Source organism: Sphingobacterium sp. JUb56 (genome assembly GCF_014191365.1).
Classification (GTDB): Bacteria; Bacteroidota; Bacteroidia; order Sphingobacteriales; family Sphingobacteriaceae; genus Sphingobacterium; species Sphingobacterium anhuiense.
Window position 1 is genome coordinate 2,675,882 of record NZ_JACHWL010000001.1, and the last position, 20,488, is coordinate 2,696,369.

The 20,488-nt window shown below is 33.1% G+C and carries 21 protein-coding genes; 7 read left to right on the forward strand and 14 right to left on the reverse strand.

Features of this window, described 5'->3' with window-relative positions; translation table 11 throughout:
* Positions 1-63 precede the first annotated feature (63 nt).
* The 4 genes from FHR29_RS11250 to FHR29_RS11265 all read right to left on the reverse strand — a co-directional run bounded on the left by FHR29_RS11250 (position 64) and on the right by FHR29_RS11265 (position 4,173).
* A complete protein-coding gene (locus FHR29_RS11250) occupies positions 64-2,241 on the reverse strand; it encodes a DNA/RNA helicase domain-containing protein (protein WP_183914696.1) in 2,178 nt (725 codons plus the stop codon).
* On the reverse strand, positions 2,241-2,570 hold the full coding sequence (locus FHR29_RS11255) for a nucleotide pyrophosphohydrolase (protein ID WP_132845707.1): 330 nt from the start codon (positions 2,568-2,570) through the stop codon (positions 2,241-2,243). Before FHR29_RS11255 ends, FHR29_RS11250 begins: the two co-directional genes overlap by 1 nt.
* A gap of 132 nt (positions 2,571-2,702) precedes the next feature.
* A complete protein-coding gene (locus FHR29_RS11260; protein ID WP_183914698.1) occupies positions 2,703-3,662 on the reverse strand; it encodes an HNH endonuclease in 960 nt (319 codons plus the stop codon).
* 73 nt (positions 3,663-3,735) lie between these two features.
* Positions 3,736-4,173, reverse strand: coding sequence for a hypothetical protein (locus FHR29_RS11265; RefSeq protein ID WP_221197846.1), 438 nt, complete (start codon positions 4,171-4,173; stop codon positions 3,736-3,738).
* A 641-nt stretch (positions 4,174-4,814) separates the two neighbouring features.
* Here FHR29_RS11265 and FHR29_RS11270 point away from each other — a divergent pair.
* Both FHR29_RS11270 and FHR29_RS11275 read left to right on the forward strand, forming a co-directional pair.
* Complete coding sequence (locus tag FHR29_RS11270; protein WP_183914702.1) at positions 4,815-7,712, forward strand: hypothetical protein; 2,898 nt, start codon at positions 4,815-4,817, stop codon at positions 7,710-7,712.
* 192 nt (positions 7,713-7,904) lie between these two features.
* Positions 7,905-8,606, forward strand: a complete 702-nt coding sequence (locus FHR29_RS11275; RefSeq protein ID WP_183914703.1) for a hypothetical protein — start codon at positions 7,905-7,907, stop codon at positions 8,604-8,606.
* 189 nt (positions 8,607-8,795) lie between these two features.
* Here FHR29_RS11275 and FHR29_RS11280 read toward each other — a convergent pair whose 3' ends face one another.
* Positions 8,796-9,611 carry a hypothetical protein gene (locus tag FHR29_RS11280; protein WP_183914704.1) on the reverse strand — a complete coding sequence of 272 codons (816 nt, stop codon included), beginning with the start codon at positions 9,609-9,611 and terminating at the stop codon, positions 8,796-8,798.
* A 386-nt stretch (positions 9,612-9,997) separates the two neighbouring features.
* Between FHR29_RS11280 and FHR29_RS11285 the strand changes: the two genes are divergently transcribed.
* Together FHR29_RS11285 and FHR29_RS11290 are read left to right on the forward strand one after the other, a co-directional pair.
* On the forward strand, positions 9,998-10,468 hold the full coding sequence (locus tag FHR29_RS11285; protein WP_183914706.1) for an SRPBCC family protein: 471 nt from the start codon (positions 9,998-10,000) through the stop codon (positions 10,466-10,468).
* Positions 10,450-10,626 carry a hypothetical protein gene (locus FHR29_RS11290; RefSeq protein ID WP_183914708.1) on the forward strand — a complete coding sequence of 59 codons (177 nt, stop codon included), beginning with the start codon at positions 10,450-10,452 and terminating at the stop codon, positions 10,624-10,626. Before FHR29_RS11285 ends, FHR29_RS11290 begins: the two co-directional genes overlap by 19 nt.
* 733 nt (positions 10,627-11,359) lie before the next feature.
* Here FHR29_RS11290 and FHR29_RS11295 read toward each other — a convergent pair.
* From FHR29_RS11295 to FHR29_RS11315, 5 genes are all read right to left on the reverse strand, one after another.
* Positions 11,360-11,914, reverse strand: a complete 555-nt coding sequence (locus FHR29_RS11295; protein ID WP_183914710.1) for a DUF5025 domain-containing protein — start codon at positions 11,912-11,914, stop codon at positions 11,360-11,362.
* Between the two features lie 182 nt (positions 11,915-12,096).
* On the reverse strand, positions 12,097-12,459 hold the full coding sequence (locus FHR29_RS11300) for a hypothetical protein (protein ID WP_183914712.1): 363 nt from the start codon (positions 12,457-12,459) through the stop codon (positions 12,097-12,099).
* A 117-nt stretch (positions 12,460-12,576) separates the two neighbouring features.
* Positions 12,577-12,735 carry a hypothetical protein gene (locus tag FHR29_RS11305; RefSeq protein WP_183914715.1) on the reverse strand — a complete coding sequence of 53 codons (159 nt, stop codon included), beginning with the start codon at positions 12,733-12,735 and terminating at the stop codon, positions 12,577-12,579.
* A gap of 58 nt (positions 12,736-12,793) precedes the next feature.
* Entirely contained in the window at positions 12,794-12,952 is a 159-nt protein-coding gene (locus FHR29_RS11310; protein ID WP_183914717.1) for a hypothetical protein, read from the reverse strand.
* Between the two features lie 163 nt (positions 12,953-13,115).
* On the reverse strand, positions 13,116-13,658 hold the full coding sequence (locus FHR29_RS11315) for a hypothetical protein (RefSeq protein WP_183914719.1): 543 nt from the start codon (positions 13,656-13,658) through the stop codon (positions 13,116-13,118).
* Between the two features lie 156 nt (positions 13,659-13,814).
* Here FHR29_RS11315 and FHR29_RS11320 point away from each other — a divergent pair, with 156 nt between their 5' ends.
* From FHR29_RS11320 to FHR29_RS11330, 3 genes are all read left to right on the forward strand, one after another.
* Positions 13,815-14,516 (forward strand): hypothetical protein, encoded by a 702-nt coding sequence (locus FHR29_RS11320; protein ID WP_183914721.1) that lies wholly within the window; start codon positions 13,815-13,817, stop codon positions 14,514-14,516.
* A gap of 90 nt (positions 14,517-14,606) precedes the next feature.
* A complete protein-coding gene (locus FHR29_RS11325; protein WP_183914723.1) occupies positions 14,607-15,494 on the forward strand; it encodes a hypothetical protein in 888 nt (295 codons plus the stop codon).
* A gap of 116 nt (positions 15,495-15,610) precedes the next feature.
* A complete protein-coding gene (locus tag FHR29_RS11330) occupies positions 15,611-16,330 on the forward strand; it encodes a hypothetical protein (protein WP_183914725.1) in 720 nt (239 codons plus the stop codon).
* A gap of 269 nt (positions 16,331-16,599) precedes the next feature.
* On the opposite strand, the gene FHR29_RS11335 is transcribed toward FHR29_RS11330, so the two are convergent.
* The 4 genes from FHR29_RS11335 to FHR29_RS11350 form a co-directional block, all read right to left on the reverse strand.
* Positions 16,600-16,926, reverse strand: a complete 327-nt coding sequence (locus FHR29_RS11335) for an immunity 53 family protein (RefSeq protein WP_183914727.1) — start codon at positions 16,924-16,926, stop codon at positions 16,600-16,602.
* A gap of 523 nt (positions 16,927-17,449) precedes the next feature.
* On the reverse strand, positions 17,450-17,695 hold the full coding sequence (locus FHR29_RS11340; RefSeq protein ID WP_183914729.1) for a hypothetical protein: 246 nt from the start codon (positions 17,693-17,695) through the stop codon (positions 17,450-17,452).
* 364 nt (positions 17,696-18,059) lie between these two features.
* Complete coding sequence (locus FHR29_RS11345) at positions 18,060-19,280, reverse strand: hypothetical protein (protein WP_183914731.1); 1,221 nt, start codon at positions 19,278-19,280, stop codon at positions 18,060-18,062.
* A 26-nt stretch (positions 19,281-19,306) separates the two neighbouring features.
* The gene (locus FHR29_RS11350; RefSeq protein WP_183914733.1) at positions 19,307-20,476 is read right to left on the reverse strand and encodes an energy transducer TonB; all 1,170 of its coding nucleotides are present in this window, start codon (positions 20,474-20,476) and stop codon (positions 19,307-19,309) included.
* Positions 20,477-20,488: the final 12 nt, after the last annotated feature.

Sequence of the window (20,488 nt, forward strand, 5' to 3'; positions counted from 1 at the left end):
ATTTTTGTCATAGTTCCTGCAAAATAACCATTTCAGAAACTATGACTTTATTTTTTTGAAGTCCTATATTAGCACCTTCTTAAACACACCAACTACTTTCAAATCCAAGAGCTCTTCATCTCGCAGTACAATAGGCTGAAAATTTTCATTGGTAGATTTGGGTAAAAGCGTAATCTCTTGATGCTCCCAGCCCTCTTCACTGATGGTTTTCTTACTGTTATACTCTTTGATCGTATAGTTGGATCCAAATTCCCGATCAACAAAATCATTGGACTCAACTAAACAGATCAATCCATTACGGGAACCGCCTTGATATTTCTCGAAGAGACAAATAGCGCCATTAGGGATAATCTTGTTCATAGACTCCCCTACTACTTTACATGCAAAATAATGCGCTGGATCTACTGTGATTCCATTTACCTGAATATAACGAGTGTGTTCTGCTTGTTGGAGCTCTGAAAAACTACCTGCCGCGATCTCAAGGTCATAGTATGGAACTGAATTTTCAGACGGGAAATCGGTGATGCTATAATCAGTTTCACTTTTATCTTCTATCGACGGTGTTTTAATATACTGTGCTAGATACTTTCTTAGATTGTCATTGCAGACATACACATAACTTCCCTGAATACCGCGAAAAAGGATGGTACGATAGATATTGAGGATATAATTTTTAAGAACTGATAGATCTTTGACTGAGTTCTTCCCATTTTTGTCTTTATATCGATCTTTATATACAACAAAAGCATTCGTATCGAAATCATAATCCAGTTCTGGACCGATAATAAGACCGGTATAGTTGAGATCATAGCCTTGCGTGGTATGAATACAGCCGACTTCATGGATCGCATTGGCCGAATTAACCCAATCGACATCAGTACTATTCCACCGTAGCTCTGTATCACCAATAACAATGTCGTGAAGCGACTTATCATTCTTGGAGATCCAATCCCAGGCGAAACCTGCTACCATGCGACACAGGCCTTCAGAATCATCCTTACGCTTAATCTCCTTGACCATGGCATCCAGATCATCAAATAACTGAAAATCGTAATGTATGCTTTCAAAAGATTTTGGTGATAGTATATTATTATCAGAGAAGAGCTGATGTACGAACTCCATATAATGTGCTCCTCCTTTTACTCGGAACTGAGAGCGTAAACGTTCAATCCGTGTACTTTCTAATGCTTGCAAATCGAGAAAACGTTGCTTATCGGCATCGGATGGTTTGACAGATTGAAACTCGTCATAGAAAATAATGGATTTAACGGATTGTAACTGCACCCAATCCAACTCCGTACAGTTTAATTCATCTAAACCCAGTTGCTGTGATACTTTACGAAATGTACCATAATAAGCAGCAAGATTTTTCCATTGGCGTAAGCGATGGCCTTCATCTACGATCAAGAGATCATATTTCTGTTTAGCCACTTCAGCTGGACCAATGACCATCTTTGGTGACAATCCTTTAATGTTTTTGAAGACCTTACTGATGGTTTTACGAAATGACTGCATTGGAATAACGAGAGCCATTTCCAAGTCACCATATTTTTGACGGACAGCTTCTACTAGCTGAAATAGTTCTTCATCTGACTCATCAAAATCAGCTTTATTGAAATCCTGTAAATCGGTCTTCAATAATTTAAAAAGAAATATAGCCAGGATAGACTTTCCTGTTCCTGCTCCACCGTGAATCAAGCTAACCTTTGCACGATCATCAAGCAAACATCTAAGAATCATCTTCAATCCATTTGTCTGTTCTCGCGATAAGCTTTTGTAGGGAGAATACTTAAAAAGATCTGAATTATCGATATGCTCAAGTGAATGACGAGCTATACCCATTTTTCTTAATTCTGACCAGATATCACGAAACAGTTCCCAATAAACTTCTTTCTGTTGATAGAACTTATGATTGGAGATCCCCAGATTACCATTTTGTAAATCGAACTGCCCATCGGCGGCGATATAGCGGATCAAATTAGACTCGATATCTAAAGTTGCTGACTTATTGAACAGTTCACTCCGGATAAGGGCGACAGACTGTAACTGTTGTTTTCTGACAGTCTTAAGATGTGCTTTCATTCGGGTAACCATATCGGTGGTTTCACCAACATAAGCTTCCTTTTTATCCTGAAGAAAATAGACAATTGGCCATGACAGATAATCACGCTGCTGTTGCAATAAAGTAAGTTCCAACTGCGCATCAAATGGATATGGAATAATCTGGAAAGGTTTGATCATTATAATTCGTTATACTTCTTGGCCGTTCCTTTTGCTTTCTCTACCGGGTATTTTTCATTATTAAGTTTCATCTTTTCCTCAACAATCTCTTTTATATCCAAACCATGCTTATCGGCAAGCAATAAAGCATACATCAAAACATCTGCTAGTTCTTTTTTGAGTTTATCAGGATCCGCATCTTCATTGCCTTTCCATAAAAAAAGCTCCAGAAGCTCAGAGGCTTCAATACTCAATGCCAGAGCTAAATCTTTGGAATTGTGAAACTGCTCCCAATCACGGGCATCTCGGAACTGACGGATCTGCTCTAATAAATGTTGAATGTCGGACATGATGAAATTTTTTAATTGCTAAGGGATCTACCCAAATATCTGAAATATTGTTTGAAATACAATTAGATAAAGGGATTAATCCAAAAAACTTATATATCCAACTCTATATAAAGATTGTACCATTTATCAGAATTATCCTTCCTTAAACACTTCCCTCCTATGCCATGCTAGATTTTCTTGTGATGGATGGTATTGTTCTGATTTTGGTATTATAATTTTATTTCCTTCTAATTTTTTGAGACTATAGGGATGCTCTCCAAGTTCCCGTATATGTCTTGAGACCAAAATACGATAATCTTGATCTACGGAAACCAAGCCACGATCAAAAGCGCGATGCAGGTTGGGACATAATGCAAGTCCATTGGTGACATTATCATCATGCGAAATTGAAAAGGGTACTATATGACAAGCATCAATAAAATTGTGATTGTAAGTGGACCGCAGCTGCATACCTGTCATCGCACAGGTATCCTGATACAATTGGGGTATATATCTTTTGAAAAGGTGCGATCGTACAAATACATCTTCCTCTGTATGAATCACAATATGTTTATACTTGACTTCAGGATCATTAAGTACCAAAGCTTGCAGATTATGATAATAGCCATCCCCTATTTGTTTATGGTCATAATAAGATTGAAATTGGTTAGGAAAATAATGCGCCAAAATAGCATTGCGGATTAACTGTCTTTTTTCAACAGACTGCAACAATACGTATAATTCATGTGAAAGACTTGCGTAAGCAACAATGCATGCTAATGTACTAACGCTTTTGATATGTGCTTGCATAGGAATTGCATTAGATGTATGAATGTGCCAAAAGGAATGTCCATCGACTTGATCGCTTTGCAGATAAAAAAATGGCTGTGTAAAATCGGATTGATTTGCTGTGGTAACCAACAATCGCCAATTCTCCTGAAATAAACCGACCAGATCTGCATTAACAAGAAAGTGATTGTCATTATCCAAGCCCTGCTCAATTAACTCAATCAATGTCAATAGAAAAACTGGCTTATGAGGTGCTTTACCATATTTGGTAATACCCTGCTTTAATCTTAAAAATGCTTTTAAATAAATGGATAGGTCGTTCATGTAGGTGGAAGGTAGAGAATGTAAGTGATATATATTTTTAAGACAAGTGATAAATTTTCGGTCTAACATCAAATCATTCGGTAGTAAACTCTTTTGCCATTTGCTTTAACTTTTTTGCGTCTCGATATGGGAATCGACTAGCCGATACCACAATAAGGGCAAAACATATTGGTACAAACAAAACTAAACTACCGAACGCTAAAGCATATTCATCTTTTATCAAAAAAAAGATAATTGCTAGAAATATTAACAGGGTTTGTATTAATAAAAAATAAGAAAAACACATCAGAAATTTATCAATTTTACCAGAATTCTTATTGAATTCTATTGTGAATCTATCTTCATCTCCTTTATCCTCTTTTTCACTATCTATTACAGCTAAGTTCTTTTTTTTAAAGAATATGTATGGTAATGCTGATTTTATTAAAGGCCATGTTATGTTAAGAGTATCTCTATTATAGATTTGCAAAAGTATCTCTCTTTTCATTTTTCCAGCAGTAATTCCTGTCATTTTCTTAAATGCTAACGCAGCATTAATCTCTCTAAGTATTTCTGCATCTGGAGATGAGTCCTCAATACAATACTGAGTCAAATTAACAGGATCCTTAATTGAAAATCAAGATTTAAGAAAACCTACAATATTATTTAAGTTTAAAAAAATAAATATAGAAAGAACAATAAATGAAAAACCAAATGAATTTAACTCCATTTCCTTTATAATTTCCACTATTTGAGTTATTAAAATTTCCATTTTCTAAGTTAAAAAAATCAAATTGAAACACAGTCACCAGAATCTGATTTTGGAAGAACTACACAATAGAAAGGATATGTAGAGATTAGTCAAACAAATTTATCAAAAGCTATCATCTTACTTTAAAAATTTAAAATTAATTGTGAATATAACTAGCGTCTATTGAATAAAAATATTTCCTTTTTGAAGATATTACTAGACCTAAATCACCATCATTAATATCATTTGAGCTCCCATCATCCGTTGATTACATAGTTGCCACACTTCCTTGCGTTGCTTGTCAAGTATTTTTATCATAGTTAAATCTACTCCATTTTAGTTTTTTTATTAAAAGAAATATTGTAAATTGGTGTCAACCATATAGAGGACATCCAAATTAGTCACCACCTAAAATATTTTTCATGAAAAGATACTATATTTTTATCTTCTCGCTGATGATATGCATCAACTTTAAGATTAATGCTACACAAAAATCAAAAAATTTAACTTTAATGATCGATAGCAGTGATCTAAAAAGTAACATCATACAGCCCTACAATCTGTTCTATTTGAGTAAATATCTCAGTCATATTAGGCGTAGTCCACAGGATATGGATAAAATTTACTCCAGCATGCTGAATCTTGTCGGAAAAGATAAATTGGCGACTATCACCAATGACTCTACCTACAAGAAAATCTATGAATTTAAAGAAAGAGTAATCAACATACAAGCAGAACAGGTATTAGAAGATTTAAAAGGTATTGGTAATAACAATACAAACCGAGACGTTAAAATTAAACCAATTAAAATTTCGACGAAAGAGCTTAGTGAATTTAATCTGCTTTATACAGAATGGAAAAAACTTGATGATGACTTAACTGCCAAAAAGAAACAATTTCAGGAGAAAACTGAAAATAACAAAAGTATTATTGAGGATTTAGCCTTAATGGAGAACGCAACTATTGTACAAATAGAGGAAATACTAAAAAGACACAAAATTAACAATTACCCTCTCGATTCTCTAAAAAACCCTGACGTTAAGGAGGTTAAGTTATTATTAAATAAAATTAAAACTGAGAACACTAGTGAGATAACAAGCTTAGGCAATGAAATAGATCCAAAAAATACATTATCTATAAAACGAGATAGCCTATATAAACAATTAGAAGACAAAACTAAGGCTTTAGCAAATAATATGCTTGATAATAAAGATGTGCCCATGTCTATCAAAAGTTTCCTTGTTGAACAGATTGGACAAAACCAACAAGAATCTTTACAGATAAATCTTACTACAACCGCACAAAATGCACAACAAGGTCTTAACTACACCGGATTGAGCATACCTTCCCAGTCTCAGATGATAGAAGCAATGGCCATGTTTTTAGCCAAACGAGCAAAACAGGAAGCTGTTATCTGGTTCATGGACCAGTTACGAGCAAGGGTAAAGAACCCACTTGTATTTGATGTGTTTCCAGAAACAATTGAACTGTTGGAAGGTCTAACAGATTATCAGACCGCAAATTTTGGCACCTCATGGCGCTATGCTATATCGAAAGATTTTGTTGAAATGCCACGAAATATATCGAAAAGCACTTGGACAAAACAGTTTTTATCTAAAGAAGACGCCACTCAACTGGAATCAGCAGTAGATCTCGGCTATGATATCGATGCTTTGATCAAGGCGAGATATAATTACAGGGATATTATCCGTCAATTATATCTAAACCCAAAATACAGCGCGGATCCAGATATTTATAAAAAAATAAATGATAATAAGCAAGTACAAAATATAATTGCAGTGCTTTACATGATAACCAATGAATTATTCACCATAGATGATAAAAAATCATATAGACTATTGAGCTACGAAGAACTTAAGACGCTTGATAATGAACAATGGAAAGTATTATTAGAACTGTTTGAATTAAAATATGGTCAGGTGTTTAAAAACCTACCTGATGTCAAGGGGGTCACAAAAGAAAAGGTCATTGCTTGGATAAGCCCCTTACTAATATCACTAGGTCAATTTGACAAAATCAATCAGGAACAGCAAGCATTATTAGAAAAAAGTAAACCGGAACAAATTAACAGATCATTTTCTAGTACTTGGACTGTGCTTACGCAAGTAATTTCCAATTTTGAAACCTTGCCCACGACATCAGTGAATGCTATAGAAAGGAACAAATATTTGGAAAGTATAAAGAATATTTTTAAAGTCATAGAAGATATTCAAGAGAAAAACTTTGTTGCTGCAACACAGAATACTTTAAAATTAGTCGACAGTTATTATCAATCCAATGGTACCAATAAGGTGATTCAGACGAAATTGGTTGAAGCACAGAATGCGATCGATAAAAATTTACTAAAACTCCACTTTTTCAACAATGAAATCACGATTCAAAGTGGAAACAGTTGGAATCGTATCTCAATAGAGGAAAATCAAATAGAGTATATCAAATACGTAAATCTAACCCTGCAACGTATAGATAAAAAAGATCTATCAGAATATTATAAAGAATTAAAGAAGGAAAATATAGGTCCTTTTGTGACAGCAATAGAAAAGATAACACCAAATAAGGAAGAGCAGCTTTATCTTATAAATCTAATAGCCTTATATTACAGTCTTCAAAAAGAAGAACCTAATAAAGAGATTTTAACTATGATAAAAACCCTTTCACATAAGAATCCTAAGCTAGCTGAATCATTGAGTGTGACAAGATTGTCAGAAATGTCATATGCTAATCAACTGGTGAAGCTTTCGGGCTTCTTTGGGGATGTGATTACATCTTCTACTTCAGCTGAATTAAGCAATGTAATCGAATCACATGCTCTACCTCCAACCTCCTACAAACTAAAAAGAAAAATGTCTTCTTCAGTGGACTTAAACGCTTATGTAGGTGCATTCGCTGGACGTATACTTCCTATAGGCAATTCATCATTAGGATGCAAATGGACTGGCGGTATTACTGCTCCAATTGGAGTTACTGTAAAACTAAAAGGTGATTTTTTCAAATACTTCAACCTTAATGTACAAGTTCTGGATCTCGGAAATCTAGTTAACCATTACCTTATCACACCCGACTCGGCATACAACAAAGAAGTCCATTTTAGCGAGGTCTTAAGTCCTGGTTTCAATCTACTTTACAATATTAAAAATACACCTATTGTAGCTTTCATAGGTGGGAAGCTTTTACCGTTAAAGTCTTATCTTCCTGAAAACTCGAATAAGATGATCAATGACAAAGCGTTTGATGCGGCCATCATTAATGTCGGGTTAAAAATTGATATACCTCTTATGAACTTATATTCTGGTAAATAAAATTGAATTGAAATCAAAATATGAAATGCGAATGAATTCGCATTTCATATTTTGATTTTCTATAAGAAATATTGATGTCCTCGCTTATAATGGAAATCTATATTGACCAGTTCGGTAATACTTTTGCATTCCTAAATTCGTCAACTAAAAACAGCTCAAATTGCCTATTTTAGCTGCGTGAAGGACCAAGAAATGAAAAAAAACAAATTTTGGAATTGGAAAAGCATTCTGTGTTTCATAGTTCTAGGTGCTATGATTTACCATAGTTATTTTAGAGATGAAAATAAATATTATCAAGTACAACACAGTGAAATCAAAGATTGGGAAAAGGGTAAGCGGGGAGATTGGTCAAATAAAGATAGCTCAGTGCTCGTTTATAGCCTTTTTAAAGATCTTAGATTTATGAATGATTATCTCATGTATTCTTGTATTGAAGTAAGAAATAAACAAGATACCCTATTTTATATCCGAGAAATACATTATGGTATTGATGAGGTTTTGACAGGCGACAGCTTAATGATCGCCCATCAAAATAATCAAAGTATTCATGGCTGGTGGAAAATAACACCCGGGTACCAGCACCGTTTAGATGGTGATAGTCTAGAATGGAGTCAAACTTTAAAGGAAAGGAAAGATATTGCAGCGCAACTGGGCAATGCCAGTAAGTTGAAACATGCAGTCTATAAACTGGAAAAATCTGGCCTAGTAAAAGTCTTTAATAGTGATAATCCTTTAAACCGTCAGAACAAGAAATCTTACGATAACGAGGGAATATACTATGTTAGTCCATTTAGCTTTGCTCCTGTCAGCATGTACAAGCTAGATTCGATCAGCAAGTTGTTGTTAACGGATAATCCACCAAAGACTTTAAAAGCTATTTCGATTTTGGATTAGCATTCGCTATTTTACTTACAAATTGAAGCATTTATTAAAATAATTCATTGAATATTTAAGCTTATGACTTTTAGAAGATACAAATCGCTGACAACACAATCTTTAGCAAATAAATTGAGGTAATTTCCTGAAAACGAGTTCTTTAATCCAATGTCGATAACTTGGAAGTAATTCCACGTCCTCAATTCTTTATTCGTCATTTTGTTCAAAAAATGATTTCGCCATATTTCGTATTAAATCTCTATTTTCCTGAGAATTATCGATTGCACTTCGAATATGGGATTCGGGACCATATATATCTTCGTAAATTTTTGTTTTTTTGAATTTAGCATAATCCCCCTTCATCATGAATAACATGAGCAAAGTATATAAATCATTATTCTCTTTTTTATCCAATTGATCCAATACAATAGGAATCCCTTCTCTAAAATTCAGGGATTCCATCATAAGTAAAGAATTAGTTCCTATAAATCCATCCTTACTTATAACATTACGCAAAAGATGAAATATGGTATCTCTATGCTGCTTTAAAGCATTCAATTGCCTATCGCTCCACACAAATTCCCTATACTTTCGATAAAAAGTGCCATATAATTGTGCTTCATCTTCCTTTGTTACAATTCTTCCACTACAATTTTGATTATACCATTCATAGTTAATCATACAATATGTAAATAACTCAGATGGACTTAGACTCTGGAAATTAGGTTTGGCAATAATTGTATTCATACCGCCCCAATAAGGCGTCGGATAAAAATATAAAATACTGTCTTTTTCTTCTTTCGCAATATTGACGCTATTTATCATGCTCAAGATTTTCACTAAATGAAAATCAGGAACATTTGATTTGGTCCATTGCTTTATCCAGACTATATCCTTTTCTACCCTTTTTTCAAGACTATCATCTGATGTTTGTGCTTGGGAATAACCAATTGACAGCATAGCGAATAATATAAGAATAGCGATATTGAGCAGGCATTTATTTGAAAGATATTTAACCCTCATTCTGACACGGTTTGATACCTTGAAGGTAATCAAAAATATTCATTTTTATGTAGGTTGTAAATATTTGATTATCCCTCTAAACACCTTATTTGTATGCAGATTTGGGTTTAAATACACTTTCAGCAGATACATAATCAATCACATAACTTAAGCTCAAATTTATGAATGTTGTATAACAAGAAAGTTCAATCTGAGTAAGATTGAACACAATAGCTATTAAACTCGCCACCAGTAGTATCATACTGAACTCTCTTCCATAGTTTTTCCTCAATGTAACCTAGTCCACTATAATTGAAATAATCTTGAGATAAGGCAACATTTTTATATATGTCCTCAAATAATGAAGCATAATTTCTATTAACTTTACAACTGTAAGCAAATAATAGATGCCCAAAATTGAAATTATTACTATAATCAATGCACCTATAGCATTGTGTTTTGATCTTGCTAGGAGTATTGATTTACATACTATTTCAACTTCAAAAACAAATGAAAAAGCTATTGGTGGTAGAACACAAGGATTAATAGAGCTACATGAATATGTTACTTGGCAAGCCACACATTTTGGTATTAGACAGATTCTAACTTCAAAAATAACAGCTTTTGAAAGACCTTATTACTTTGTTGATGAGCAAATAAGTGGTGCATTCAAATCGCTATACCACGAACATATATTTGAACAGGATGGTGAAAAAGTAATCATGAAAGATATCTTTACATTTCAATCGCCTATGGGGATATTTGGAAGATTATTTAACAAACTGATTCTAACAGCATATCTTCACAAATTTCTCATTACGAGAAATAGTATGATTAAAGAATTTGCAGAAACGGACAAATGGAAAAGACTGATCTGATTATTGCACAAAAGGACGAAGATGCCTGGTTACATGCTACCAACAAAGATGATATCATTTCACTAATGAAACCTTATGATGGAGAACTAGGTAGTCATCAATTTGTCCGAGTTACAGATCCCAAGCTGACACCGTCCTTCCTATCAAGTACATATTGACTTATGTCCCATTATGTTGTTATGAACAACTTTGAAAAAAAACGTATGCGTATGCTTTCTATGATAGCAAACTGGCAAAAGAGTGAAAAAAGCTAGAGAGCTTATTGCGCGGAAAATAGAAGATTCAATTCTTTCATGACATTGACCAGTCCTTTTAAACAGCTTAAGGCACCCGCTTGAAGCTGTTTTTGCATGTTTAAAATACTGGAAATCGACAAGTACAAACACTGTTTTTTAATATTAAGCAGTGAATAAAAAAATATTTTTTATAATTTCATCACGAGCTACAATTATAATTTAGTAATCTACAGATTGCGGGGTTCTATCAGTTTGATAGAACCCTTTTTTAAACTGAAAAAGTTGTAGTTTATTTATGGCCAATGTTTATTTTCAAGCCTCAGGTTGTTTTGACCTGAGGCTTTTTTACCTTTAAAAACTAATACAAATCTAGTTACCTTAAATTGTCTCGTAATAAAAATAACTTTGTCCATTAATTATTGGTTTTGTTCTATTAACAGTAGTTCTAACTCCATTAACTAGTTCTTGAAATCTAAAATGTTCTTTAAATAACAAAGCCATTCTACATAGAATGGCTTTGTTATTTACCTTATGAAAAAACTACCCTTGTTCCAACTTAATTCTGAATAATATTTATAAAAAGGATCATAGGGTACTGGACAAGAAATGGTGATAATATCATTTATAATTACATTTTCTCACTGCAAAAAGAAATCTATTGAACGGGTTCTGTCAAAAATGAAGCTTGTACTAAAATACTGTCTTTCTGATTTTTCACATTAAAAAGATAACCTTTCATATTTCCCTGTACAGAAGGAACTTTAGCTCCTACTTCACTAATTCTTTCAATTTGAAGTTTAAAAGTTTCTCGATCTTGAAGAGTGGTATATGTTTTTGAATTGTCGTTTCCAATAGTACCGTCCTTAATCTTTAGAGAGATCCAATTTTCATTTACTACGTTATTACCAGTATAGGTAAAAAACCTTTCATATGCCGTCTGAGCACCAATATCTTTTAAATTGACGATAAGCTGATTATAGATGATAAATTGTTCAAAACTGTTATCCAATTCAAATTCGAATTTGATAGAATGTGCATCGCCATCTAATGTTTTAATCTTTTTTTTAAATTTATCATTTTTAACATAAAATCCATGTCTTCCAATCTCACCGTTAAAGTTACCTGGAATATAAGGTTTGACCTCAACATGATCTTTTGAACAACTTAACAAGCCGAATATCATAAACCCTGCTATTATATTTTTTTTCATATGTCTTCTCTTTTGGATATCGCTATAGAAGAGATTCTTCTACAGCGATATTTTTAATTCAATCCTATATAGGTCTTGGTAATAACATGATATCTATTGAACCTGTGACGTCCTCCCACTTTAAGATGCATTAAACCGGGCGGTTACAATAATGTAGTATTTTATAAAATTTATTTTAAACACTACTGATCTTTCAATTTAATATAAAATAGACGTTTGCTTTTTATAATGAGATCTGATTCTGGATTTTCTTCCAATTTATTATCGTATAATAAGGGAAAAAAATCAAATACAATAATCCCTTTGTCATTGTTCAAAAATGCTGAATTAATAGCCGTACTTGAATACGGCTCAGCCTCTTTAAAATGAAAAAAAGTAACATCATTGAAAATTAATTTAATATTTTCATAATCATAATCATTGAAACTATTCATGCACTTTAAAGTAACTTCTACTATTCTAATATTATGCATTTGATAATATTTTATTTCTGAAATCAAAGAATCCGAAAAATCTTCATATTTATTTTTTATTTCATTAAACATATAATTTTATTTAATTGCTCCAAGAGGAATTGAATATTGTACTCCATTAGGTATTTTTAAATATTCACTGGGAAAAGGGAAGTATTGCTTCCCTTTTTATTAGTATAAAAAAACCATCTATCCTTTTGGGGGTCTTACTTGCCCTACATCTCCACCATCACCATCATTAGGATCTCCATCATCTGTTGTTTGCATCGTTTCCGGATTTCCTTGTGTTGGTTGTAAACTAGAAGGTTGACCTATTCCGAATAAAAAATATAAAATTAAACTCCACATATTTTAAAAAATTAGACTGATAAATAAAAAAGGTATAACGTTAAGATTCTGTCATTTATCATGGTCTGATATTACCTTTATCTCCCCCATCACCATCGTTAGGATCATTAGGATCTCCATCATCTGTTGATTGCATCGTTGTCGGATTTCCTTGTATTGATTGTGAACTAGAAGGTTGACCTATTCCGAATAAAAAATATAAAATTAAACTCCACATAATTTAAAAAATTAGAATGTAAATATTTGTTAGCTCCATATGCTCCTTGCATAGGATTAATCAATCAATATCCAATAAATTCTAGGACATGCGAATCGATAGATAAGGATTCCTTATAACGTTTAAATGCTTAGATAAAAACTTACATGACTTCTAAAAAAAGTTAGATGACTTCATTAGGATCTCCAAATAAAAGACCAATGATAACAAAAAACCATAAGATCCCTCCCGCAATTAATAAGATTAACTGTTTCGCCGAAAAAGATGACTGGTATCCACAGTTGAAACTGCTATCTTGAAATTTCGCAAAATTGGAAGCCTCAACAACAGGTACCAACACAAAAAAAAATATAATGGAAATAAGGCCATACGGATCTGGAAATATTGACGCAATATTGCTAAAAATAACTACAAATAGAATTAATAACGGATCGTAGGTTTTTGTGTACCCCAAGGATTTGGCATAATCTAGAATCCTTTGAGAAAGAGAATAAATAAAGAAAACTGAAAATATTGCCCGTACGGCAGGATAAATATCAAGATATTCTTTATCTCGAAAAAAACGCCATTCTTTGTACATCCACCAAACGGTATAAAGGCCAAACGTGGCAATACTAAGTAACATATACTGCGTGATGGTCACTAATTTTTGATCTTCAATTGGATAGTCCAATGACACGCTTTCATTTTCTAAATTTTCATTCATATTGTCTATAAGTCTGGTTAATTATTTTAAACCGTAAATATAATTAATATTTATGATGATGAAATAACATAAAATAAGTTGACAAGAAAGAATGCCATTGTTAAACAGGACTCTTTCTTTTCAGGGTCTCTAACAATTGTTTATCTTGGCTACGAAATGAAAAAAAACAAACTTTGGAATTCAATAAGTATTTTGTGTGTCATAGTTTTAGGCACTACGGTTTATTATAGTTGCTCTAGAGATGAAAATGAATATTATCAAGTATCTTACACTGACATAAAAAACTGGGAAAAGGGTAAACAAGCAGATTGGTCAAATAAAGATAGCTCAGTGATCGTTTATAGCCTTTTTAAAAACCTGTCATTTTTAGACGACTACGTTATGTATTCTTGTATTGAAGTAAGAAATAAACAAGATACCCTATTTTACCTTAGACAAACAAAGTATAGTATGCAAGAAGAGGTAACCGGAGACAGCTTAGTTGTTGCACATCAAGATAATTATTCTATTGGCGGTTGGTGGGAAATAACACCCAGGTTACAGCACCGATTAGATGGTGATAGTCTAGAATGGAGTCAAACATTAAAGGAAAGGAAAGATATTGCAGCGCAACTGGGCAATGCCAGTAAGTTGAAACATGCGGTCTATAAACTGGAAAAATCTGGCCTAGTAAAAGTCTTTAATAGTGATAATCCTTTAAACCGTCAGAACAAGAAATCTTACGATAATGAGGGAATATACTATGTTAGTCCATTTAGCTTTGCTCCTGTCAGCATGTACAAGCTAGATTCGATCAGCAAGTTGTTATTAACGGATAATCCACCAAAGACTTTAAAGGCTATTTCGATTTTGGATTAGCATTCGCTATTTTACTTACAAATCGAAGCATTTATAAACATAATGACAGCTCATATTAATACAAGATTTAAATCAAATTTTCACAAATTAATGAAGACTTTTTTACTGACAATTACGTTCTTAATACTATTTTCTGTAAAGAATTACAGCTGGTCCCAGCTATTAATTGATTCCAGAGACTTCAATAACTTATTGTCAATAGGTCAATTATATTCATCTGGTGGTGAGAATTACCAAGATTCTCTTCAGAAATTAAGTACTCCAAGACTTGAACCGATTATTTCTGCATTAAAAGTAATAAATGCAAAAACTGCTGATATTCTTCAAATTGAAATGCTCAAGAAACCTAGTCATGAGATACTTTTATATTGGTATATTATACGAGAGATTCATTATAATCATAATAACGAAAAACCCATTGCAGATTCTTTGGTAGTTAAAAAAATATTGTCATCTACGATTGATCCTAGAAATCTACTGGATAATTATTATAGCAGGATATTATCTGGACTTTCATTTTACTTCAATGAGGGTAATCTTTCCAACTTCAATATTAATTTAGAAAAACTTGAATTAGACAATCCGGAAGAAAAGGCTATCCTATATTTTAGTTTAATAAACAATTTGATTGGCTCGAGGATAAGAGTACTGCAGTATGTCAAGAATGATAAAGACATCATGAAATTTATCAAAAAAATGCCGAAGATAAATAATAATGAATATTACTGTTATAATAATTTTGATTTTGAAGATTTTGAATGGATTGGATATGACAAAACCAAATCCTATAAAATGACACAATTATCTAATTTTTATAGTACTCTCTTGGTTCACTTTTCGACTTTAATTAAAATTAAGGCATCGAATAAAACAAATGATGTATACCGCAAATCAATCTTATCGGAACCAAAATATTTTCAATTCTCTGAATCGAGTGAAGATCTAAAAAGATGGTACGATAAGAATAAAGTAAAATAGGCAAATGCAACCCGCGAATCTTAAAAAAGACAGGAATAACCGAGGGTAAAATCCTAACTTTTTATCAATATTTTTTTCATAAATAGTATTACTTTTGATTTTATTATTAATCACATATGAATTTAATTAAAATTAGACCCTTTATTATTGCATTTGCAATAATTTATTTACCAATGATCACAACTTTGTGTAAAGCCCAGGATAATAAAGACCAAATCATTCTCATGAACGGCGATTCATTTTACACAAATGTTATATCTGTTAATGACAAAATAGCTGTTATTGCTGATGGTAAAGACAAAAGTGAAATATACCCTGATCAAGTTTATCGAATTTATAAAGCGAAAAAAAACAAAACATATGCTCCCTCTTTTATTGAGAAAAACTTAGAACTTGTGAAGGGATCAAAACCTGAGATTTATAAAATTAAAATAAAAGATAATAGTGCTCCAACATTTGCCGAATTAGAAGCAGATGGTGATATCATGGTATATTTCGTAAAAGATTCAAATTTTGCATTGGGAGGTGGAATTGGAACAGGTTCTAAAATGGGTCTTATTGGATTTACCACCGTTAAATCTTGGTTTGCACTAAAAAAGAGCACAGGAGAAGTCATATTACTGAGACAGTCTGACGATAATGCGCTTTTCCCAGGAAATAAAAAAAGAGCTGAGAACCTTAAGCGCTTTTTTACTGGAGCACCGGAAGTAATTGCTTCATTTGAGAATGAAAAAACATTCAATTACCCCATATTTCTAAGCTATATCAAAAAATACAATGCATTGCAGGTCGTAAAAGTTGATACTTCTGATCAAAATTCGAAAATAATATATTAGAATTTATACTTTCTGATATTGAACCGAATAATAGTGGTACTCTTAATGATTTCATTGCTTTGTTCTTCTGCTTTGAATGTTATTAATACTTAAGATGATTTGACATTTTATATTATCTGCCTACTTGATTAAACAAAAGCTTACCCTTCCAATAATCAAGTAGGTTTTATTACTTATTTTCTTTACAAACCAAGTCTTTACAGCCGTTTTTATAATTACTAAAATTGAACAGCCTTCTCAATTATAATATTACATTCAAATATCTCTTTCTATTTGCTATTAATAATACTCCAGATGTATTCTTCTTTAATTTCTCCTTTTTCGGTCAACTCTCTAAAAAGACTAATTAATACTTCTAGCTTGAAGGAATCACCAGCTGCATAAAAGATACGGTCATGTATCTTAAATCCTATCCAATTATTATCTGATAATTCATATAAGGTCCAACTTTTAGGTAAAATATCTGAACCGCATTTACTAATATCAATTTCAATACTCCATCCAGGATTATCAATTGTCTCAATACGAATACGATTCTGATGTTCCCATTCTCCATCGCATAATTGGTAATACCAATTTTGTAACCATTTTATCATATTTACTTCTTCCTAGGTATATCTTTCTCTGGTACAGGTCTTACTTCTTCGTTCTATTAAACAAGTGATGTTTCAATTTTTGCCATCAGTCTTTTTTCTACACGGGCCGCTCCTTTACAGTCAACACGTTTTATCATTTCAAAACCAAGCCTTTTATTATTCTTAGGATCGTGTGATTAACTCTATAAGATGTATTATCATTTACAACTGCATGATCACCTTCCGAATCATTGCTCTCTGAGTTCTAAAAAAAGTAGTAATATCTTCTATAACATTAACTCATTAGCAAATTTTACAGATAAATGTCCCAAATCTTTAGACTAGTAGATTGGCTTAAAAATAGACATCAATTCATTTTCAAATAGTTTTTCATCTTTAATAATTTTATCCGCTTTTGATCAAATGCAACATTATTATCAACTTCTTTTACTTAGCGTATCTAGTAAATCGCTCAAAAAAACTTCCTATATATGCCATTCTAGATTTTCTTGTGATGGATGATATAGTTCAGTTTTTGTCAATACTAAGATTGATCATCCCAAACTTTATTAAATTCTTCTTCTGTAATAAAGTCAGGTTGTTCTAAATCAAGTTCATCAAAAGATTGATCATATAAGAATGACTCTCCTTGATGTGGATTCTCGGATGTTAAAAAAACTTTACTATTAGAAGCCACTTCTATTTGTCTAACGGCCTCTCCATTTTGAAAGTGAATGTAAAACAAAATATCTTCCTCATTCCAATATTGCTTAATGAATAATTCTTGCATTTTCTATAGATTTATTTTAATTTTCTGCTTTCCCTCCAGTTTACTGTTGAAAGAATAAATTTAAAATATTTTCATGAATTTTTATTTCTACACACACACACACACACACCGATTTCCTTTCACTTGAAATTCGTATTGCATGATTTTTATCTCTTAATCTTATAGAGATTCTTTCTTAGACCTTATAGTAATTATGAACACAGTTAACAATGAATAAAACTTACAAAAGTTACTTAGTATAACCTCCTCCCAAAAAATTGGAGTATTTATAAAATAGAGAATAAGGGATTGAATTATTAACTTAAATAGTAGAAAGCTTCTAAAATGGGGTTAAAACCTAAATAATAGGTCCCCACCTCCTTTCCTAACTTACTGGTTGATGATCATCATAACGGTATTCAAGTCGATCTAACGACCGAATATTCCCCTCTTTATCCTTACTGTAAAAGATCACCATTTTTCTCCTGAAAAGCAAGAGTGTCCCGTTCACCTCTGCACCAGACCAAACGCAGGAAAAATGTTTTATGGCCTTTAAGATCTTTGCATGAGCGGGCTTTTGTGGACTCACAGATTCAAGATGAGTAAGTCCTCCTTTCCAAAGAACAATAAATTGCACGAGGATCGAATCTTGCGTGGTTTGTACAGGAGGTTTAATAGCTTGTAAACCCATATTATTTGCTAATTTTTTCATGTAATCTTCTTCTCCTCCAAATGGTTTAGATTCAGATTTTGCACGGTGGTGGATATCATAAATAGCACTATTGAATTTTTCCTCATAACAAGGCGATTCGGGATCGAAATCCATAGGATAATCGAAGATCATATCAGCCTTTAGCGTTGATCTAAATGAATTTTTAGAAAAATTATCAGATGGATATCCTTCATCTACTAAATGTATGAAATAACGTTCACCCCCGGCAAAACGGATACGATCGACTTTCACTTCTTGCAACCCCTTGAGGTCGAAATAATATAATGGGAAATGATCCTGAATAATAAGTCCCGGATTTTGGATATTACAAAAATCATTACGCCAATGAACGATAACATCTTTAATTGGTAGACCGGTATACTTCTTAACAATCTCGCATATTGTCATGCGGTTGGCAAAGAAATCTTCTTCCGTATCTATATGTATAGAACCTTTATAGACAATACCGTCAATAAGGGTGTCTCGTTCTGATCTCTTGATACCGGTATATTGTTCTGTTAATGAAGACCGTACGATATATGGGCTCACCTGTATATTATTAATAAAATAAGCAGGATCGTTAGCATATTCATCTGGCGGTGAAGGTGGATACCAAGGTGTATGGAAATTTACGACACCTTCATACAAACTCTTTATGTGTGAAGTATAATTGAAAACGCGTCCTAACCTTGCTTCTGGATAATTGAGCAGCTCCTGCTTTTCAATGATACCACCGTTTAAGATAAAAACATAATTTTCAAACGTTCCATATTCCTTGGGATATAATAACGTGCTGTTCGGAGCACTGGTTCTTAACTGCTGGGACCGCGCGACGTGAATGTTTACCAGTATGATAACGAAAAGTAAAAGGTATTTTATAGGCGCTGTGGTCATAAATTTTTTTTAAATTAAATAATGTTTTAGCGATATTTAAGACTATCTAGCGAACGGATATCTCCTTTTTTATCCCTGCTATAAAAGAGCACCATTTTTCGGCGACATAGGACTGGCCTCCCTCCCTGGACGGCAGGAGTCCATCCACAAGCATTTTTTTTGAAAGCGGTAAGTATAGCTTCATGACCGGATTTATCTAAATCAGGACTTTCTAACGCAGTAATCATACCATCCTTGAGTATGATAAATTGGACTGTGATAGAGTCTGTCTTCGTAGTGGAACTGGGTCTAACTAAAGGAATTCCCGTTGTGGATGATAATTTCTTCAGATAAAAATTTAAACCTTTATACGTGGCCGCATCCACTTCTGGCGAGATAAAAATTTGTTCGTCTTTCGGATCAAAATCTGATATATAACACGGATAAACTGTATTAAGAGCCAAAGGATCTTCAAAAATTAATGTGCCTTTTAGCATACTCCATTTATAGCTGTCGTCGCTAATGTGAATGACATACCGCTCTTTTCCAGCAAAGCGAACACGATCTACCTCTATTTTATTAACGGATAAATCTCGAATCTTAAATGAATAGAGCGGAAAATGATTTCCAATTATTATACCGATATCATCTTCATTCTGGTAGTTATTTCGGGTATTTCGCCAATGGATGATGACCTGTTCTGGCGATAAACCGGTATACTCTGCGATAAGATCGGGCAAGGAAATACGGTCTGCAAAAAAATCCTCATCGGAATCCACATGTACCGAACCCGGGTACAGCACATCATTTATCGTTGTATCTTTTGTTGACTTCACAATGCTGATATAGGCTTTAATTTTGGCCAAACGGATCTGATAAGGACTGATCTGCCTTCCATTGATAAAATATGCCGGAAGATCAACATACCGAACCGGAGGAGCATAGCGTGCTTCAGTATGAAAATATACGGCTCCAAGATAGCGCCTCCCTCCCAACCTTATCGGATAAGGGAAAATATTATTTAGCTCTGCTTCCGGATTATTAACCAACGCTTGATGCTCAATAACCTTTCCGTTAAGCACAAAGGCATAGTGTTCAAATGCGCCATATTTTTTAGGGAACATGGCTGCGCTATCAGGAGTATGGGAGTATGCAGACTGGGAAAAGACCTCTAATCCGGATAAAACTAAAATAAAAAGTAGGATATATTTGCTCATTGAATACATCTT

Coding starts and splice junctions, on each gene's coding strand:
- FHR29_RS11270 (WP_183914702.1), top strand. CDS start 4,815: ATGAAAAGATACTATATTTTTATCTTCTCGCTGATGATATGCATCAAC.
- FHR29_RS11275 (WP_183914703.1), top strand. CDS start 7,905: ATGAAAAAAAACAAATTTTGGAATTGGAAAAGCATTCTGTGTTTCATA.
- FHR29_RS11325 (WP_183914723.1), top strand. CDS start 14,607: ATGAAGACTTTTTTACTGACAATTACGTTCTTAATACTATTTTCTGTA.
- FHR29_RS11260 (WP_183914698.1), bottom strand. CDS start 3,662: ATGAACGACCTATCCATTTATTTAAAAGCATTTTTAAGATTAAAGCAG.
- FHR29_RS11310 (WP_183914717.1), bottom strand. CDS start 12,952: ATGTGGAGTTTAATTTTATATTTTTTATTCGGAATAGGTCAACCTTCT.
- FHR29_RS11265 (WP_221197846.1), bottom strand. CDS start 4,173: ATGACAGGAATTACTGCTGGAAAAATGAAAAGAGAGATACTTTTGCAA.
- FHR29_RS11350 (WP_183914733.1), bottom strand. CDS start 20,476: ATGAGCAAATATATCCTACTTTTTATTTTAGTTTTATCCGGATTAGAG.
- FHR29_RS11295 (WP_183914710.1), bottom strand. CDS start 11,914: ATGAAAAAAAATATAATAGCAGGGTTTATGATATTCGGCTTGTTAAGT.
- FHR29_RS11305 (WP_183914715.1), bottom strand. CDS start 12,735: ATGTGGAGTTTAATTTTATATTTTTTATTCGGAATAGGTCAACCTTCT.
- FHR29_RS11335 (WP_183914727.1), bottom strand. CDS start 16,926: ATGATAAAATGGTTACAAAATTGGTATTACCAATTATGCGATGGAGAA.
- FHR29_RS11300 (WP_183914712.1), bottom strand. CDS start 12,459: ATGTTTAATGAAATAAAAAATAAATATGAAGATTTTTCGGATTCTTTG.
- FHR29_RS11280 (WP_183914704.1), bottom strand. CDS start 9,611: ATGAGGGTTAAATATCTTTCAAATAAATGCCTGCTCAATATCGCTATT.
- FHR29_RS11250 (WP_183914696.1), bottom strand. CDS start 2,241: ATGATCAAACCTTTCCAGATTATTCCATATCCATTTGATGCGCAGTTG.
- FHR29_RS11290 (WP_183914708.1), top strand. CDS start 10,450: ATGGAAAAGACTGATCTGATTATTGCACAAAAGGACGAAGATGCCTGG.
- FHR29_RS11330 (WP_183914725.1), top strand. CDS start 15,611: ATGAATTTAATTAAAATTAGACCCTTTATTATTGCATTTGCAATAATT.
- FHR29_RS11345 (WP_183914731.1), bottom strand. CDS start 19,280: ATGACCACAGCGCCTATAAAATACCTTTTACTTTTCGTTATCATACTG.
- FHR29_RS11340 (WP_183914729.1), bottom strand. CDS start 17,695: ATGCAAGAATTATTCATTAAGCAATATTGGAATGAGGAAGATATTTTG.
- FHR29_RS11315 (WP_183914719.1), bottom strand. CDS start 13,658: ATGAATGAAAATTTAGAAAATGAAAGCGTGTCATTGGACTATCCAATT.
- FHR29_RS11320 (WP_183914721.1), top strand. CDS start 13,815: ATGAAAAAAAACAAACTTTGGAATTCAATAAGTATTTTGTGTGTCATA.
- FHR29_RS11285 (WP_183914706.1), top strand. CDS start 9,998: ATGCCCAAAATTGAAATTATTACTATAATCAATGCACCTATAGCATTG.
- FHR29_RS11255 (WP_132845707.1), bottom strand. CDS start 2,570: ATGTCCGACATTCAACATTTATTAGAGCAGATCCGTCAGTTCCGAGAT.